Genomic DNA, 16,030 nt, shown 5'->3' with positions numbered 1-16,030 from the left:
AGGGCCGAAGGGTCAATGCCAGCTTAACGCAGGTCGGGAACGCCGTCGTCGGCGGCGGTTGAGCTGGGGGTGCCCCGGCTAAGGCCGACGAAATCAAAGATGCCGGAGTCGAGGAGGTGCGACGGCCGCGTGTTCATCAGCGCCCGGAACATCTTCTGCCGGCGGCCCGGCGCATTGCGTTCCCACTGGTCGAGCATGCCCTTCACCTGCTGGCGCTGCAGCCCGTCCTGCGAGCCGCAGAGGTCGCAGGGAATGATCGGGTAGTTCATGTCGCGGGCGAACTTCTCGCAATCGGCCTCGGCCACGTAGGCGAGCGGGCGGTAGACGAAAAGGTCGCCCTCCTCGTTCACCAGCTTCGGCGGCATGGTGGCCAGCCGCGAGCCGTGGAAGAGGTTCATGAAGAACGTCTCGAGGATGTCGTCGCGGTGGTGGCCCAGCACGACGGCGGAACAGCCCTCCTCGCGCGCGATGCGGTAGAGGTTGCCGCGCCGCAGCCGCGAGCAGAGCGCACAGTAGGTCCGGCCGGCGGGCACCTTGTCGACGACGATGGAGTAGGTGTCCTGGTATTCGATCCGGTGCGGCACGCCCATCTTCTGCAGGAACTCGGGCAGGACCGTCGCGGGAAAGCCCGGCTGACCCTGGTCGAGGTTGCAGGCGAGGATGTCCACCGGCAGCAGCCCGCGCCACTGCAGCTCATGCAGGACGGCCAGCAGGGTGTAGCTGTCCTTGCCACCCGAGAGGCAGACCAGCCACTTCGGTTTCTTGCCGTCGCCTTCGCCACGGCGGACGTCCCATTCGATCATGCCGAAATCATCGACGGCCTCGCGCACCTGCCGCACGATCCGCTTCCGCAGCTTGCGGAAGTTGGTCGTGTCGGGCGCGCCCGAGAACAGGGGATGGATGTCGTCGCTATCGTCCAGCATGGGCGTTCTCATGACAGAAGGCAGGGCCGCGGGAAAGGGGGAACGCGGCGGTGGAGGGGTCAATCCGGGACGTTGTCGATCCCGCTGCCGCCCCAGGGATTGCAGCGCGCGACCCGGCGGATGGTCAACCACATCCCCTTGAACGCCCCGTGCTTCTCGAGCGCCTCGAGCGCGTAGGCCGAACAGGTCGGGTGGTAGCGACAGTTGTGGCCCACGATGGGCGAGAAGGTCGCGCGGTAGAGGTGGAAGGGCAGGGCGAAGACACGCGCCAGCGGGGTCATGTCCGGGGTCCGCCCGGCGCGTGCAGCTTGCGGATCGCGTGGCGCAGATCGTCCTTCAGCTGCTCGAAGGGGCGGTCGGCGGTGATCCCGGCCCGGCCGATCAGCACGTAGTCCCAGCCGTCGCGCCCCAGTTCGGGGATGACCGCGCGGGCGGCTTCACGCAGGCGGCGCTTGGCCCGGTTGCGGGCCACCGCGTTGCCGACCTTCTTGGAGCAGGTGAAGCCGACGCGGATGCCCGCCGCCTCGCCCTCGGCCCGGTGCCGGGCCTGCACGTTCATCGAGGGGGTGCCCTGTCGCCTTGCTCGCGCGGCGGCCAGGAAATCGGGCCGGTTGCGCAGGATGCGATAGGCAGGGCCCGCGCAAACGGAAGCCGCCGGGGGCCTGTCCGCGGACGCGGATGCGTCGTTCGCGGGGGCCTCCGGCGGCATCATCGTTTCGCAGGTGCTGGCGCGGTTTACGCGCTCAGTTCCTTGCGGCCGCGGGCACGGCGGGCGTTCAGGATCTTGCGACCTGCCTTGGTTGCCATGCGTGCGCGGAAGCCGTGGCGCCGTTTCCGGACCAGGTTCGAGGGTTGGTAGGTGCGTTTCATCGCGCCGTCTCCGTTTCAGTTGCGCCCGGCTGTGGCTGGGCCTTGGGTCAAGCGGGTGCAATCCGGGAATCGCCCCGCGCCCGCAAATTCGGTTGGAGGCCGGGCTATACCGCCGCCATCGGGGCAAGTCAAACCCGTCCGGGGCCTGATCCGCAGCTTTTTCGCGCCGACCCGCCTTGTGTAACGAATTCCGGCTGGCCGCGTAAGGACAGATGGGGCCCGGGTGCCGTCACATCAACCCGGCGTGAGGGCCCTGTGCAAACGCCGCCCGCTGCCGCATCCTGCGGCGCAGACCACGGAAAGATCAGCAATGTCCGGCCATTCGACCCCGATCACCTCGCCCGCGCGGCTGCTGCCGCTGGCCGCCATCGCCCTCGTGGCGCTGATCGGCGGCTACCTCCTGCGCGACACGCTGAGCTTTGCGGCCCTGCAGGAGCGGCACGAGGCGCTGATCGCCTTTCGCGATGCGCATTACCTGCTGAGCGTGGCGGGCTTCATGGCCCTCTACATCCTGATCGTCGCGTTTTCGCTGCCCGGCGCGCTTGTCGCGACCCTGACCGGGGGCTTCCTGTTCTCGACCTGGCCCGGCGTCCTGATCAATGTAACCGCCGCCACGACCGGTGCCACGCTGATCTTCCTGACCGCCCGCTGGGGGCTGGGAGAGCGACTGGCCGCGCGGATGGATGCGGGCGAGGGGCGCGTGCGCCAGATCAAGCAGGCCATAGACGAGGCGCAGTGGCCCGCGCTGTTCCTGATCCGGCTGGTGCCGGCGGTGCCGTTCTTCGTGGCCAACCTGCTTCCCGCGCTGGTGAACGTGCCGCTGCGGCGCTACGTGATCTCGACCTTTTTCGGCATCATGCCGGGCACGCTGGTCTACACCTCGGTCGGCGCCGGGCTGGGCGCGGTCTTTGCCGCCGGAGAGACGCCGGACCTCGGCATCATCTTCGAGCCGCGCATCCTGCTGCCGCTCCTCGGGCTCTGCGCGCTGGCGGCGCTGCCCCTGGTGCTGCGGCCTTTACGGAAGGGGCGGGGCCTGTGATGGAATGTGACGTCCTGGTGATCGGCGCGGGGGCCGCCGGGCTGACCGTCGCCTCAGGCGCGGCGCAGATGGGGGCGCGGGTCGTCCTGCTGGAGCGCGGCGAGATGGGCGGCGATTGCCTCAACTACGGCTGCGTGCCGTCCAAGGCGCTGCTGGCGGCCGCGTCCCGGGCGCAGGCGATGCGCGACGCGGGGGGATTCGGCATCGCCGGGGTGGAGCCGCAGATCGACCATGCCGCCGTGATGGACCACGTCGCGGACGCCATTGCCGCCATCGCCCCGCATGACAGCCAGGAGCGGTTCGAGGGCCTGGGCGTCACGGTGATCCGCGCGCATGGCACCTTCACCGGCCCGCGCACCGTCCGCGCGGGCGGGCAGGACATCTCCGCCCGCCGCATCGTCATCGCCGCCGGGGCCGCGCCGCTGGTCCCGCCGATCCCCGGCCTCGACACCGTGCCCTACCTGACCAACGAGACGCTGTTTGCCCTGCGCGACCGGCCCGACCACCTGCTGATCCTCGGCGGCGGCCCGGTGGGGCTGGAAATGGCGCAGGCGCACCGCCGCCTCGGCGCGCGGGTGACGGTGATCGAGGCCGAGCGTGCCATGGGGCGGGAGGATCCCGACATGGCGGCAGGCGTGCTGGAGCGGCTGCGGGCCGAGGGTGTCGAGATCGCCGAAGGGGCGCGTGCGGCGCGGGTCGTTGGCGGCGAGGGCGCGATCCGGGTCGAGGCGGAGGATGGCCGCAGCTTCGAGGGCTCCCACCTCCTCGTCGCGCTCGGGCGCAGGCCGAACATCGACGGGCTGGGGCTGGAGGCCGCGGGCATCGAGACCGGGAAGGGCGCGATCAAGGTCGATGCCCGGCTGCGCACCTCGAACCGCCGCGTCTATGCCATCGGCGACATCAACGGCGGGCTGCAGTTCACCCATGTGGCGGGCTACGAGGGCGGCGTCGTCCTCCGCTCGATCCTCTTCGGACTGCCCGCCATGGCGCGGCGCGATCACATCCCGCGTGTCACCTACACCGATCCCGAGCTCGCCCATGTCGGCCTGACCGAGGTCGAGGCGCGTGCGGCGAATGGTGACCGGCTCGAGGTCGTGACCGCCCCCTACGCCCGCAACGACCGCGCCATCGCGACCCGGCAGACCACCGGGCAGATCAAGCTTATGGTCGTCAAGGGCCGCCCCGTGGGCGCCACCATCCTGGGCGCAGAGGCCGGCGAATTGGTCGCACCCTGGTCGCTCGCCCTGTCGAAACGGCTGAAACTCAGCGACATCAGCGGGATGGTCCTGCCGTACCCGACGCTGTCGGAACTGGGAAAAGCGGCATCGGGCACCTATTTCTCACCCAGACTGTTTGATAATCCTTGGGTCAAACGGGTGGTCAGGGCCGTGCAGCGCCTGCTGCCCTGAGGGCTCGTACCGCACGGAAACCATGCTGAACTCGCTTTCCGGACGCTTCCTGATCCTGACGATGGCATTCGTCATGCTGGCCGAGGTGCTGATCCTCGTCCCGTCGCTGGCCCGTTTCCGCGAGGATTACCTGGCCTCGCGGCTGGAACGGGCGCAGATCGCCTCGCTCGCGCTGCTGGCCAACGACGGGATCGACGCCGACCTCGAAGAGGAACTGCTGCGCAATGCCGAGGTCTACAACGTGGTCCTGCGGCGCGACGACGTGCGCCAGCTGGTGCTGTCCTCGCCGGTGCCGGCCGCCATCGACGCGACCTACGACTTGCGCGAAGCCGGCGCCTGGGACCTGATCCGCGACGCGCTCGCCGTGCTCTTCGACGGGGACGGGCGGATCATCCGGGTGATCGGCTACCCGGTGAACGAGGCGGGCCAGCTGATCGAGATCGCGATGGACACCACGCCGATGCGCGCGGCGATGATCGACTACGGCCTGAGGGTCCTGCTGCTGTCGGCTGTGATCTCGATCATGACGGCGGTGCTGCTGTTCCTGGCCGTCCGAGTCTTCCTCGTGAAGCCGATCAAGGAGGTCGTCCGGCAGATGCAGCTCTATGCCGAGGCGCCCGAGGATGCCCGCCGGATCATCGAGCCGAATGCCGCCATCCGCGAACTGCGCGAGGCCGAGGAGGCGCTGAAGTCGCTCGAAACCCAGCTGACCGCGTCCCTGCGGCAGAAGGAGCGGCTGGCCCAGCTTGGCGGCGCGGTCGCCAAGATCAGCCACGACCTGCGCAACATCCTGACCTCGGCCCAGCTCTTCACCGACCGGATCGAGCTGAGCGAGGACCCGGCGGTGCAGCGGCTGGCGCCAAAGCTGGTGAACTCGATCAGCCGGGCGGTGAACCTCTGCGAAAGCACGCTGGCCTTCGGCCGGGCCGAGGAACCCGCGCCGAAGCTGACACAGGTCCGCCTGCTCGACGTGGTCTCGGACGTGATCGATAGCGAACGCCTGGCGGTCGGCGACGGCGAGGTCAGCTTTGCCGAGGACATTCCCGCCACGATGACGCTGCGGGCCGATCCCGAGCAGCTCTACCGCGTGCTCTTCAACCTCGTGCGCAACGCACGGCAGGCGATCGTCTCGACCGGGGAAGAGGGCGAGATCTCGGTCGCCGCGACCGAGGATGACGACCAGTGGACGATCACCGTGACCGACACCGGGCCGGGCCTGCCCCCCAAGGCGCAGGCCAACCTCTTCACGCCGTTCCAGGGCGGCGCCCGAAAGGGCGGTGCGGGGTTGGGGCTGGTGATCTCGGCCGAGCTGATCCGCGGCCATGGCGGCCAGCTGCTGCTTCTGCGGACGGGCGAGACGGGGACCTGCTTCCGCATCGTGCTGCCCAAGACCATGGTCGCGCTCGAGGACGCGGCGGAATAGGCGGTTCGCCGAAGTCGACGTGGCGGCAGGCAGAATTTCCTCTTGCACTCCCCGCACCCGGGATCTAAATGCACGGCCTACGCACCGGTAGCTCAGCTGGATAGAGTACTTGACTACGAATCAAGGGGTCGGGGGTTCGAATCCTCCCCGGTGCGCCACTTCCCTCTCCAGCTGAAATCCACTTGCGGAAACTTCCCGCATGAGGCGAATGCCGTCCCTCGGGTCAACGCGTGTTTCCGGCCCGCCGCGGTCGTCTGACAGACCCTCGCCACGTCGTCGCCACAAAATAGCTTCAAATGTAAAACTTCTTTAAACTACTGATTCAGTGGGGTGATCTCGATTGATCTTCGCGCGGAGGCGACCTATGATCTGCGTGTTCCGCCTTGGTCGCAAGGCATCGGTCCTGTACCGGAAAGGTTGACGAGTATGTCGGATTTCGACGCCGAGGTCGTGGCCAGGCTGCGCGAACAGAATTCGCGGCTGCAATACGACCTGGTGGACACGCAACTCAAGTTCCAGCTTCACCTCTCCAAGGCCCGGTGGGTCATCACCAAGGTCATGGCTTACGTCGCGGACGACAAGACCCGCGCCGATGTCGAGGAATTGCTGCGCCAGATCGATCAGGATATGAAGACCTCGGGCGACGTCTACGAAACGGCGCCAGGACTTCATCGTACCGCAAACGGACATTGAGCGAGCACAACAGCCAACTCGACGCGCCGCCCCTCGCGGGCCGCTTCCTCGCCGCCAGCGGGGTCATCGTTGCGGCCTACGTGCTGTGCCACGGCATCACAGCACTGGTGGTCACGCCGCTGCAGTCGATGCTGTTCCAGGACATCACCGTCTTTGCCAGCATCGCCTACCTCCCGCACGGGGTTCGGGTGATGTCGATCTGGCTCTGGGGCTGGAAGGCGCTGCCGGCGCTCTGCATCGGGGCCTACCTGTCCGAGTTGATCTTTACCCCCGACGCGGCCGCGGCGATCACCGAGCCCGTGCTTTATGCCTCGATCGCCGTGGGGATGCTCAGCGCCTACCTCGGGTTCGAGCTGCTGCGCATCGCCGGGTCGATCGACTATGCCGGCGGTGAGACGCGGCCGACCTGGCGCGCGCTGCTGGTGGTGGGGGTCGTGACCTCGCTCTTCAACTCCTTCGGGCAGAGCTTTGTCTTTGGCGGGCTGATGCCGCAGGCGATCTGGGGGCCGGTGACGGTGTTCTATGCCATTGGCGACGTCGTCGGGCTGTGCCTCGTGGTGCTGGCGATGGTGGCGATTCGCCGCCGGTTCTTCGCCGACCGCTGACCGCGCACGAAAAAGGCGGCCCCGGGGGGCCGCCCTGTCATCCGATTTCCACCGGCTCACTCGGCCGCGCGGCGGGCCTTCTCGGCTTCGACGGCGGCATAGACCACTTCGGGGTCGACGATGGTCGGCGGCAGTTCGACGCCGCGGTTGGCCATCTCGATGCCCTCCTGGGCGATCGATTCGTCGTAGGTCCGCACCACGACCTCGGTTCCCATCGGCGCCTTGTCGAAGAGGTCGATGATGTCCTGGTTGAACAGGCGGATGCAGCCCGCGGTGCTGGAGTTGCCGATCGACGCCATGTCGTTGGTGCCGTGGATCCGGAACCGGGTGTCGTTGCCGCCGCGGTAGAGATAGAGCGCCCGCGCGCCGAGCGGGCTGGCGACGCCGCCGGGGATGCCGCCGGCGAAGGGGCCGTAGACCTCGGGTTCGGTGCGCAGCATGTTCGCGGTCGGGGTCCAGCCGGGCCAGTGTTCCTTGCGCTGGATGGTGGCCCGGCCCGAGAAGCCGCGGCCTTCGCGGCCGACCGCAATGGGATAGCGCGTCGCGCTGCCGGGCGCGTCGACGTAGTAGAGGAACTTGGCATAGGGATCGACGACGATCGTGCCGGGCTCCTCGGGGCCGGTGTAAAGGACCGCGGCGCGGTGGTTCGGTTCGGCCAGGTACATCGGTTCGACCGGCGGCAGGGTGATGTCGTCATCCTCCATCGCGCCGTAGACGCTCAGTTCGGCCGGCAGGGTGTCGATGTCCTCGGTTGGGGCGCCGCAGGCGGCAAGCGAGCCGACGCCGAGGCAGAGGGCGAGGGCACGGAGAGGGGAGAGGGTCATGGCAGCATCCGATTCAGGTTTCGTCGGCCCGGCCCCGGGGCAGGGCGGAGGCGGGCGAAGCCGCGTTGACGCGGCGTCCGGACGACTGTGCAGCGGATCGGTGACGGGGATCAAGGCAAGTGCGGATCCTTGGCGCGGGGTGTTGCACCCGGGCCTAGTCATCGGAAAGCGAACCTGATTGACTGCCGCGGACCGACAAGCCGAGGCGCCATGTCCCGTGATCCCCTGCTGCAGCCCTACCGGCTGAAACACCTCACCCTCAAGAACCGCATCATGACGACCGCGCACGAGCCGGCCTATCCCGAAGACGGGATGCCCAAGGCGCGCTACCGGGCCTATCACGAGGAACGCGCCCGGGGCGGCGTGGCACTGACGATGACGGCCGGATCGGCGCTGGTGTCGCGCGACAGCCCGCCCGCTTTCAACAACGTGCTGGCCTACCGCGACGAGGTCGTGCCGTGGATGGCCGAGCTGACCGATGCCTGTCATGCGCATGGCTGCGCGGTGATGATCCAGCTCACCCACCTCGGCTGGCGATCCCGTTGGGACTGGGGCGACTGGCTGCCGACCCTGGCGCCGGGCCCGCGCCGCGAACCGGCACACCGCGCCTTTCCCAAGGTGATGGAGGATTGGGACCTCGAACGGGTCATCGCGGACTATGCCGACGCGGCGGAACGGATGCAGGCCGCGGGGCTGGACGGGATCGAGCTCGAGGCCTACGGCCACCTGCTGGATGCGTTCTGGTCGGGCTACCTGAACCGGCTCGATGCGCCTTACGGTGGCGATCTTGACGCGCGGATGCAGTTCCCGCTCGACGTGCTGGGGGCGATCCGCGACCGGGTGGGGCCGGATTTCATCGTGGGCGTCCGCTTCACCGCCGACGACCTGCAGCCCGGCGGGATCAACGCCGAGGAGGGGATGCGGATCGCGCAATCGCTGAAGGCGAGCGGCCATGTCGATTTCCTCAACGTGATCCGGGGGCGGGTCGACACCGACGCGACCCTGACCGACGTGATCCCGGTGCAGGGGATGAAAAGCGCACCGCACCTCGATTTCGCGGGGCAGGTCCGGGCCGAGGTCGGCCTGCCGACATTCCACGCCGCCCGCATCCCGGATGTCGCCACCGCCCGCCATGCCGTGTCGGCGGGGCTGCTCGACATGGTGGGCATGACCCGGGCGCACATCGCGGACCCGCACCTGGTCACCAAGATCGCCGAGGGGCGGGAGCATGACATCCGGCCCTGCGTGGGGGCGACCTACTGCCTCGACCGGATCTATGCGGGCGGTGCGGCGCTCTGCATCCACAACGCGGCGACGGGGCGGGAGCTGGAGATGCCGCACGTGATCACCCCGGCCGAGACGGTCCGGCGCGCGGTGATCGTCGGCGCCGGGCCGGGCGGGCTCGAGGCGGCGCGGGTCGCGGCAGAGCGCGGGCACCGCGTCACCGTGCTCGAAGCGGCGGACGAACCCGGGGGGCAGCTGCGGCTGGCCGCGCGCAGCCCGCGCCGGGCCGAGATGAGGGGCATCGTCGACTGGCGCATGGCGCAATGCGCCGCACGCGAGGTGGAGTTCCGGTTCAACACCCTGGCCGAGGCCGAGGACGTCCTGGCCCTGGACCCGGACATGGTGGTGATCGCCACCGGCGGGCTGCCCGAGGACTCGATCCTCGACGCGGGCAATGACCTCGCGGTGACGGGCTGGGACATCCTGTCGGGCGACGTGGCACCGGGGGCGGAGGTCCTAGTCTACGACGACGTGGGCGATCACGTCGGACTTCAGGCGGCCGAGGTCATCGCGGCGGCCGGTGGCCGGGTCGAGGTGATGACCCGCGACCGGAGCTTTGCGCCCGAGGTGATGGGCATGAACCTCGTCCCCTACATGCGCAGCCTGCAGGCGCGCGATACCACCTTCACCGTCGCGCGACGGCTGCTGTCGATCGCGCGGGCGGGGAACCGGCTGACGGCGCGGATCGGCACGGACTATTCGGCGCACAGCTACGAGGTCGAGGTCGACCAGGTGGTGGTCAACGCAGGCACCGCGCCGCTGGACGAGCTCTACTTCGACCTCAGGCCGCGGTCGCGAAACCGGGGCGCCGTGGACCAGTCCGCGCTGGTGTCGGGCGAGGGGCCGCTGTTCCCGTCGCGGGGAGGGGGCGTTCGACCTCTACCGCATCGGCGACGCGGTGGCGGCGCGGAACGTGCATGCGGCGATCTACGAAGCGCTGCGCTACGGGGTGCGGTGGTAGGGCGCGTCTGCCTCCGGCGGGAACATCTGCGGACCGAATACAGGTGAATGATGTGAAAAGGCCCGCCGGTCGAGGCGGGCCTTTCTGTTGGCGTCGGTCGTTCGGTGATCAGCCGTCCATCATCAGGCTCGGCAGCCACAGCGAGAACTGCGGGTACCAGATCAGCAGCCACATGATGAAGAACTCGCAGACCAGGAACCAGCCGACGCCCTTGAAGATGGTCGACAGCGGCACCGCGTCGCCGACCACGTTCTTGACGATGTAGACATTCAACCCGACAGGCGGCGTGAGCAGCCCGATCTCGATCATCTTGACCACGATCACGCCGATCCAGATCAGGTTCACGTTCAGCGCGTCAAAGGCCGGCAGGAAGACCGGCAGCGTCAGCAGCATCACCCCGAGCGGATCGAGGAACATGCCGAGGATCAGGTAGATCACCGCCAGTGCGATCACCAGTTCCAGTTCGTTCAGGTTCATGTCCGACACGAGGTTGGCGATGTAGGTCGGCACCCCCGCCAGCGCGAGGAACCGGGTCAGCAGCACCGCCCCGATGGCGAGGAAGAAGAGCGACGAGGTGGTGCGCAGCGCATCCATCACCGCCTCCTTCAACACCTCGAAGGAACAGCGCCCCTGCGCCAGCCCGATCAGGATGGCAAAGAGCGCGCCGAGGGCGCCCGCCTCGGTCGGGGTGGCGATGCCGGCGTAGATCGAGCCGACCACGCCAAGCACGAGGAGCGGCAGCGGCCAGACGTCGCGCAGGGCGCGCCAGCGGTCGCCCCATGTGACCTCGATCGCGACCTTGGGGGCGAGCTTGGGCCAGATGGTGCAGCGTCCCACGATCATGATCGTGTAGGCCGCGGCGGTCATCAGGCCGGGGATCAGCCCCGCGATCAGCAGCCGGCCGACCGATTGCTCGGTGAAGAAGCCGTAGACCACGAAGGCGATCGAGGGCGGGATCAGCGCGCCGAGCGTGCCCGACGCCGCCACCGTGCCGGTCGCCAACGACTTGTCATAGCCGTATTTCAGCATCTCCGGGATGGCGAGCCGCCCGACCGCGGCAGAGGTGGCGACCGAGGAGCCCGAGGCGGCGGCGAACCCGGCGGCGGTGAAGTTCGTGGCCACCGCCAGCCCGCCCGGCAGGTTGTTCAGCCAGACCCGCGCCGCGGCATAAAGCGACGATGTCAGCCCGGTCTTGTAGGCCACCGCCCCCATCAGCAGGAACATCGGGATCGCCGAAAGCTCCCAACTCGAGGCGAATTCGTGCGGCAGGCCGCCTAGCATGGCGAAGGCCGCGCGTTCGTTGCGCACGATTATGATCCCGACCAGCGAGACCGAGCCGAGTGCGAAGGCGATCGGGACCCGGGCGGCCAGCAGCACGAGAATGGCCACGATGCCGAGAAAGCCGATAGTCAATGGTTCCATGGTAACTGTTCCCTAATCCCGGCGCCGCCTTCTGACCGGCGCGTCCGGGCTCCTCCCAAATCCGTGAATCACTCGGCCGAGCCGCCGTCCTTGCCGACCCCGAGCCGTCCGTCGTCGCCGGTGGTGCGGGTGTGTCCGGCGATCTTGTCGGCCTCGGCCACCGCGGCCTCGACCGCGGATTTCAGGCTGCGGTCCGGCAGGACGTGCTCGCCGCGCGTCATGAAGGCAAAGTTGTCGATCGCGTAGAGCACCAGGTAGACGCAGGTCAGGAAGGTGCCGATCGGGTAGAACCAGCGCGCGCCCCAGACCGGGATGTCGAAGGTCGCGGTTTCCCAGACCTCGCCGATCTCAGTCTTGTGCAGCGCCTCGTGGACGCCTTCCCAGAACATGAAGCCGACGTAGACCGCGCCGATGACGCAGCCGAGCAGCTTGAAAAAGGCGATCCTGCGCGGCGGCAGGTGCTGGGTGAAAAGTTCGACCTCGAGGTGTTCGTGGTCGCGTGTCACCACCCCGAGCGGCAGGAAGACCAGCGCGACCATGTAGTAGGCCGAGACGATTTCCAGGGTCGAGGGGATCGGCCGGTTGAGGATGTATTTCATCCCGACGTCCAGCGAGACCTGCACCATCATCACGAAGAGGATGATGCCGCCGATCATGGCCACAAGGCCGGACACGCGGGAGGCGACGGATTCGATCGCACGTAGCATGGCACTACCCGTTGTTCAGACAAGACGGACCGGGGCGGTCACGTGGGACGGCCCCGGTCAACTGATCAGATTTTCGAGAAGATCTCTTGCTGGAGCGCCTCGCGGTAGGCCTCCTTGTCGTCGCCGATCTCTTCCATCTTGGCGGTCCACTTCTCGACCAGGCCCTTGAAGGTGTTCAGCAGTTCCTCGGCGTTCTCGATGCCGTCGTCCTGGGCCGCGGCCAGCGCCGTCTCGTAGGCCTTGGCTTGCTGCGCCTCCCAGGCGTCCTTGAAGGCCTGGTCGGATTCCTCGACGGTGCCGCCGTTCTCCTTCAGCCACTCCATCGCGGTTTCGTTGTCCTCGACATAGGCCCACATGATGTCGGCCACGGCCTCGGCCATGTTGTCCTTGAACACCTGCTGCTGTTCCGGCGTCAGGTCGTTCCAGACGTCGAGGTTGATCGCCCAGTTCATGGTGCCGAAGTAGGAGCCGAGCGCGTTGGTCCAGACCCCCTTGGCAAAGTCCTTGAGGTTGTAGGTGTCGAGCCAGGCGGTCGCGCCGACGGCACAGTCGATCTGGCCGCGCTGCATCGCCTCGTACATCTCGGCCGTGGTGATCGAGACCGGGGCGGCCCCGATCTCCTGCATGGCGACGCCGATGCCCGAGGTGGCGCGGATCTTGCGGCCCTGCAGGTCCTCGAGCCCCTTGATCGGGTCCTTGCAGATCACGTGGTAGGCGCCGGTGGCCGACCAGCTGAGGCCGATGACGTTGTTCTTCTCGTCCTCTTCCTTGCACTCGGGGCAGGCCAGCAGGTGGAATTCGTTCACCGCGGCCGCCATCACCTTGGGATCGTCGCCGATCGCCAGCATGGACGAGATCATCGCCGACACCGGCAGCGAGGCCTTGACGTAGATGTCCACGACCGAGGCGCTGTCGAGGATGCCGTTGCCGACATTGCCCAGCAGGTCCTTGGGGCCCCCCATGGCGCCGCCGGCAAAGGTTTCGAACGTGATCTCGCCGTTGGTCGCCTCGGTGATCCGCTTCTGCGTCGGCTGGATGCCGGCGACGTTGGTCGTGTGCGTGGGCGAGGTGTAGGCGCCGTAGGTCAGTTCCAGCGCGAACGCCGGCGCGGCCGTCGCCGCCGCTAGGGCGAGCGCGGACATGGTGGTCTTGCGAATTGTCATTTTCTTCCTCCCTTGAAACCGTTTGCAGGCGTCCGGGCCGCGGTCTCCTCCCCGCGGTGGCCGTGCCTCAGAGCCGGTTTCCAAGCTCTTGTATCAGAAGACTAAGATTTGACCGGTGAGTAAACAACAGATTCCATATCCTTGCCATGTGGGTGGAGAGGGCCTCTGCCGCGGATCGCCCGGCCCGCGTGCCGGGTGCCGTCGTCCCGCAGGACCCATCCCGGTCCCCATGCCCTGCGGAACGTCGCGGCCGGCGCGGAGCCGGCCGGATCGCCGGGGCGGCCCGGGGACCGCCCCGGCAATGCCTCAGATCTTGTCGTAGACCTCGCGCTGGAGCGCCTCGATAAAGGCCTCCTTGTCGTCGCCGACCTCTTCCATGATGCCGGTCCACTTCTCGACGAGGGTCTTGAAGGTGGTCACCAGCTCCTCGGAGTTGTCGAGCCCGCCTTCCTTGCCGACCGCGATGGTGGTGTCGTACTCGGCATCCCGCAGGGCCGCGACCTCGTCCTTGAGCGTCTGGTCGAACTCGTAGACCTTGCCGCCCGCCGCCTCTAGGTTCTTGATCGCCTCGACGCCCTCGGGCTCGTAGGCCCAGACGATGTCGGCGACCAGCGCGGGCATGTTGGCCTTGATGATCGCGCGGTTCTCGTCGCTGAGCTCTTCCCAGACATCCTTGTTCATCACGAAGCCCATGATCCCGAAGTAGGACCCGAGGCTGTCACTGACGATGGATTTCGAGAAGTCCTTGAGGTTGTAGGTGTCGAGCCAGGCGGCCGAGCCGGTGGCGCAGTCCATCTGGCCGCGCTGCATCGCCTCGTACATCTCGGCGGTGGTGATCGACACGGCGGTGGCGCCGAGCGACTGCATCGCGCGCCCCATGCCGCCGACCGCGCGGACCTTCTTGCCGGCAAGCTGGTCCTTGGTGTGGACCTCGTCCTTGCAGATCAGGTGGTAGGTCCCGGTCGAGGTGAAGCCCATGGCGATCACGTTGTTCTTTTCGTGATCCTCGAGGCATTTCGGGCAGTTCAGCAGCTGGAACTCGTTCATCGCACCGGCCATCGCGGCCGGATCCTCGCCCACGATCAACATCCCCGACACCAGCGAGGAATGCGGCAGCGATGCCTTGACGTAGATGTCCACCACGCCCGACGCGTCGAGCACGCCGGACCCGGCATTGCCCAGAAGCTCCTTCGGCCCGCCCATGGCGCCGCCGGTGAAGGCCTCCCACTTCATGTCGCCGTTCGATTGCTCTTCGAGCCGCTGCAGGAACGGCTCGGTCCCGGCGCGGAACGTGGTCGAGGTGGGCGAGACATAGGTGCCGAAGGTCAGGTCGAGCGCCTTGGCCTGCGGAACCATGAACCCGGCGGACAGCGCCGCCGCGGCTGTCAGGGACAGCATTTTGGTCTTCATCATTTCCTCCCAAGAGCCGGACCGGCGGTGGCAGTTAACCGCTCTTGAAGGCGCCGATCCCGCGACGCGACGCGCCGCTTCGTGGCGAAAGCGTAAGCGCGTGTCGACTTTTCAGGCAAGGAAATCCCCGGCGCGCGGGCCGCGGCCGGGGCAATCGCACATATGCGATGGTGTTGTTTATATGCGGTTTACATGCATTTCTGCGCCGCCGCGCAGGGCTGCACCCGCGGCATCGGGCGCAGGCCTCAGCCCTTGAAGAAGCCCTCGTAGATCGGTTCCAACGTCTCGGTCTCGAACAGCGACGACACCGAGGTGCCGTTCCAGATGTTCAGGATCGCCTGCGCGAACATCGGCGCGGTCGGCAGGATGCGGATGTTCTTGCAGCCCTGGACCGCAGGGGTTGCGGCGATCGAGTCGGTGATCACCAGCGACTTCATCACCGACTTGGACACCCGGTCGACCGCCGGGCCCGACAGGACGCCGTGCGAGATGTAGGCGTGAACCTCGGTCGCTCCGTTGCTCATCAACAGGTCGGCGGCCTTGCAGAGGGTGCCGGCGGTGTCGACCATGTCGTCGACGATGATGCACTTCTTGCCGGCGACCTCGCCGATCACCGTCATCTCGGCCACTTCGCCCGGCTTCTCGCGCCGCTTGTCGACGATGGCCAGCGGCGCGTCGATCCGTTTTGCCAGTTCCCGCGCGCGGGCCACGCCGCCGACGTCGGGCGAGACGACCATCAGGTCGCCCATGCTGTCCTTGAACTGGTTCTTGATGTCGAGCGCGAAGATCGGGCTGGCATAGAGGTTGTCGACAGGGATGTCGAAGAAGCCCTGGATCTGCGCCGCGTGCAGGTCCATCGTCAGCACCCGCGCGATGCCTGCCTCGACCAGCATGTTGGCGACCAGCTTGGCGCTGATCGGGGTGCGCGCCTTGGTGCGGCGGTCCTGCCGGGCATAGCCGAAGTAGGGGATCACCGCGGTGACCCGCTGGGCCGAGGAGCGGCGCAGCGCGTCGGCGATGATCAGGAGCTCCATCAGGTTGTCGTTCGCCGGGTTCGACGTCGACTGGATGATGAACATGTCCTCGCCGCGGACGTTCTCGAACACCTCTACGAAGATCTCGCCGTCGTTGAATCGCTCGACCCGCGCGTTGACGAGGTCCACCGTCATGCCGCGATGCATAGACATGCGGCGCGCGATGGAATTGGCCAGCGGCAGGTTGGAATTCCCGGCGATGAGTTTCGGTTCGACGATGTTGGGCATGGGCAGCTTCCCGTAGGGTGACGGAATCGTGACGT

Annotated in this window: 15 protein-coding genes, 1 tRNA gene and 1 pseudogene; 7 read left to right on the top strand and 10 right to left on the bottom strand. The window is 67.5% G+C overall.

Features of this window, described 5'->3' with window-relative positions; translation table 11 throughout:
- Positions 1 to 23 precede the first annotated feature (23 nt).
- From ttcA to rpmH, 4 genes are read right to left on the bottom strand one after another with little or no spacing between them, the layout of a single operon-like run.
- Complete coding sequence (gene ttcA / locus ACE2AC_RS08165) at positions 24 to 923, bottom strand: tRNA 2-thiocytidine(32) synthetase TtcA (protein WP_375691602.1); 900 nt, start codon at positions 921 to 923, stop codon at positions 24 to 26.
- Positions 924 to 982: 59 nt separating this feature from the next.
- Positions 983 to 1,204 carry a membrane protein insertion efficiency factor YidD gene (gene yidD / locus ACE2AC_RS08160; protein WP_375691601.1) on the bottom strand — a complete coding sequence of 74 codons (222 nt, stop codon included), beginning with the start codon at positions 1,202 to 1,204 and terminating at the stop codon, positions 983 to 985.
- On the bottom strand, positions 1,201 to 1,635 hold the full coding sequence (gene rnpA / locus ACE2AC_RS08155) for a ribonuclease P protein component (RefSeq protein ID WP_375691600.1): 435 nt from the start codon (positions 1,633 to 1,635) through the stop codon (positions 1,201 to 1,203). Before rnpA ends, yidD begins: the two co-directional genes overlap by 4 nt.
- Positions 1,636 to 1,658: 23 nt before the next feature.
- On the bottom strand, positions 1,659 to 1,793 hold the full coding sequence (rpmH, locus tag ACE2AC_RS08150) for a 50S ribosomal protein L34 (protein WP_008554144.1): 135 nt from the start codon (positions 1,791 to 1,793) through the stop codon (positions 1,659 to 1,661).
- Between the two features lie 310 nt (positions 1,794 to 2,103).
- Between rpmH and ACE2AC_RS08145 the strand changes: the two genes are divergently transcribed.
- The 6 genes from ACE2AC_RS08145 to ACE2AC_RS08120 all read left to right on the top strand — a co-directional run bounded on the left by ACE2AC_RS08145 (position 2,104) and on the right by ACE2AC_RS08120 (position 6,962).
- Complete coding sequence (locus ACE2AC_RS08145) at positions 2,104 to 2,832, top strand: TVP38/TMEM64 family protein (protein WP_375691599.1); 729 nt, start codon at positions 2,104 to 2,106, stop codon at positions 2,830 to 2,832.
- The gene (locus ACE2AC_RS08140) at positions 2,832 to 4,241 is read left to right on the top strand and encodes a dihydrolipoyl dehydrogenase family protein (RefSeq protein ID WP_375691598.1); all 1,410 of its coding nucleotides are present in this window, start codon (positions 2,832 to 2,834) and stop codon (positions 4,239 to 4,241) included. The genes ACE2AC_RS08145 and ACE2AC_RS08140 overlap by 1 nt, the downstream gene beginning before the upstream one ends.
- A gap of 22 nt (positions 4,242 to 4,263) precedes the next feature.
- On the top strand, positions 4,264 to 5,664 hold the full coding sequence (locus ACE2AC_RS08135) for a sensor histidine kinase (RefSeq protein WP_375691597.1): 1,401 nt from the start codon (positions 4,264 to 4,266) through the stop codon (positions 5,662 to 5,664).
- An 81-nt stretch (positions 5,665 to 5,745) separates the two neighbouring features.
- Positions 5,746 to 5,822: transfer RNA gene (locus ACE2AC_RS08130), tRNA-Arg, on the top strand.
- 268 nt (positions 5,823 to 6,090) lie between these two features.
- Entirely contained in the window at positions 6,091 to 6,357 is a 267-nt protein-coding gene (locus ACE2AC_RS08125; RefSeq protein ID WP_375691596.1) for a hypothetical protein, read from the top strand.
- Positions 6,354 to 6,962 (top strand): hypothetical protein, encoded by a 609-nt coding sequence (locus tag ACE2AC_RS08120; protein WP_375691595.1) that lies wholly within the window; start codon positions 6,354 to 6,356, stop codon positions 6,960 to 6,962. The genes ACE2AC_RS08125 and ACE2AC_RS08120 overlap by 4 nt, the downstream gene beginning before the upstream one ends.
- A 56-nt stretch (positions 6,963 to 7,018) precedes the next feature.
- On the opposite strand, the gene ACE2AC_RS08115 is transcribed toward ACE2AC_RS08120, so the two are convergent.
- A complete protein-coding gene (locus ACE2AC_RS08115) occupies positions 7,019 to 7,786 on the bottom strand; it encodes a L,D-transpeptidase (RefSeq protein WP_375691594.1) in 768 nt (255 codons plus the stop codon).
- Between the two features lie 210 nt (positions 7,787 to 7,996).
- On the opposite strand from ACE2AC_RS08115, the pseudogene ACE2AC_RS08110 reads away from it, so the two are divergent.
- Positions 7,997 to 10,031 (top strand): annotated as a pseudogene (locus ACE2AC_RS08110) (FAD-dependent oxidoreductase).
- A gap of 108 nt (positions 10,032 to 10,139) precedes the next feature.
- Here ACE2AC_RS08110 and ACE2AC_RS08105 read toward each other — a convergent pair.
- From ACE2AC_RS08105 to ACE2AC_RS08085, 5 genes are all read right to left on the bottom strand, one after another.
- On the bottom strand, positions 10,140 to 11,453 hold the full coding sequence (locus ACE2AC_RS08105) for a TRAP transporter large permease (RefSeq protein WP_375691593.1): 1,314 nt from the start codon (positions 11,451 to 11,453) through the stop codon (positions 10,140 to 10,142).
- A 68-nt stretch (positions 11,454 to 11,521) separates the two neighbouring features.
- Positions 11,522 to 12,160, bottom strand: a complete 639-nt coding sequence (locus tag ACE2AC_RS08100; RefSeq protein WP_375691592.1) for a TRAP transporter small permease — start codon at positions 12,158 to 12,160, stop codon at positions 11,522 to 11,524.
- A gap of 65 nt (positions 12,161 to 12,225) precedes the next feature.
- Positions 12,226 to 13,323 carry a C4-dicarboxylate TRAP transporter substrate-binding protein gene (locus ACE2AC_RS08095; RefSeq protein ID WP_375691591.1) on the bottom strand — a complete coding sequence of 366 codons (1,098 nt, stop codon included), beginning with the start codon at positions 13,321 to 13,323 and terminating at the stop codon, positions 12,226 to 12,228.
- 306 nt (positions 13,324 to 13,629) lie between these two features.
- On the bottom strand, positions 13,630 to 14,733 hold the full coding sequence (locus tag ACE2AC_RS08090) for a C4-dicarboxylate TRAP transporter substrate-binding protein (protein ID WP_375691590.1): 1,104 nt from the start codon (positions 14,731 to 14,733) through the stop codon (positions 13,630 to 13,632).
- Between the two features lie 245 nt (positions 14,734 to 14,978).
- Positions 14,979 to 15,995, bottom strand: a complete 1,017-nt coding sequence (locus ACE2AC_RS08085) for a ribose-phosphate pyrophosphokinase (protein WP_375691589.1) — start codon at positions 15,993 to 15,995, stop codon at positions 14,979 to 14,981.
- Between the last annotated feature and the right edge of the window lie 35 nt (positions 15,996 to 16,030).

This window comes from Pseudooceanicola sp. LIPI14-2-Ac024, assembly GCF_042188925.1.
GTDB lineage: Bacteria > Pseudomonadota > Alphaproteobacteria > Rhodobacterales > Rhodobacteraceae > Pseudooceanicola.
The sequence above is the reverse complement of the archived record's forward strand: the minus strand, read 5'-3'. Positions and strand labels throughout refer to the sequence as shown.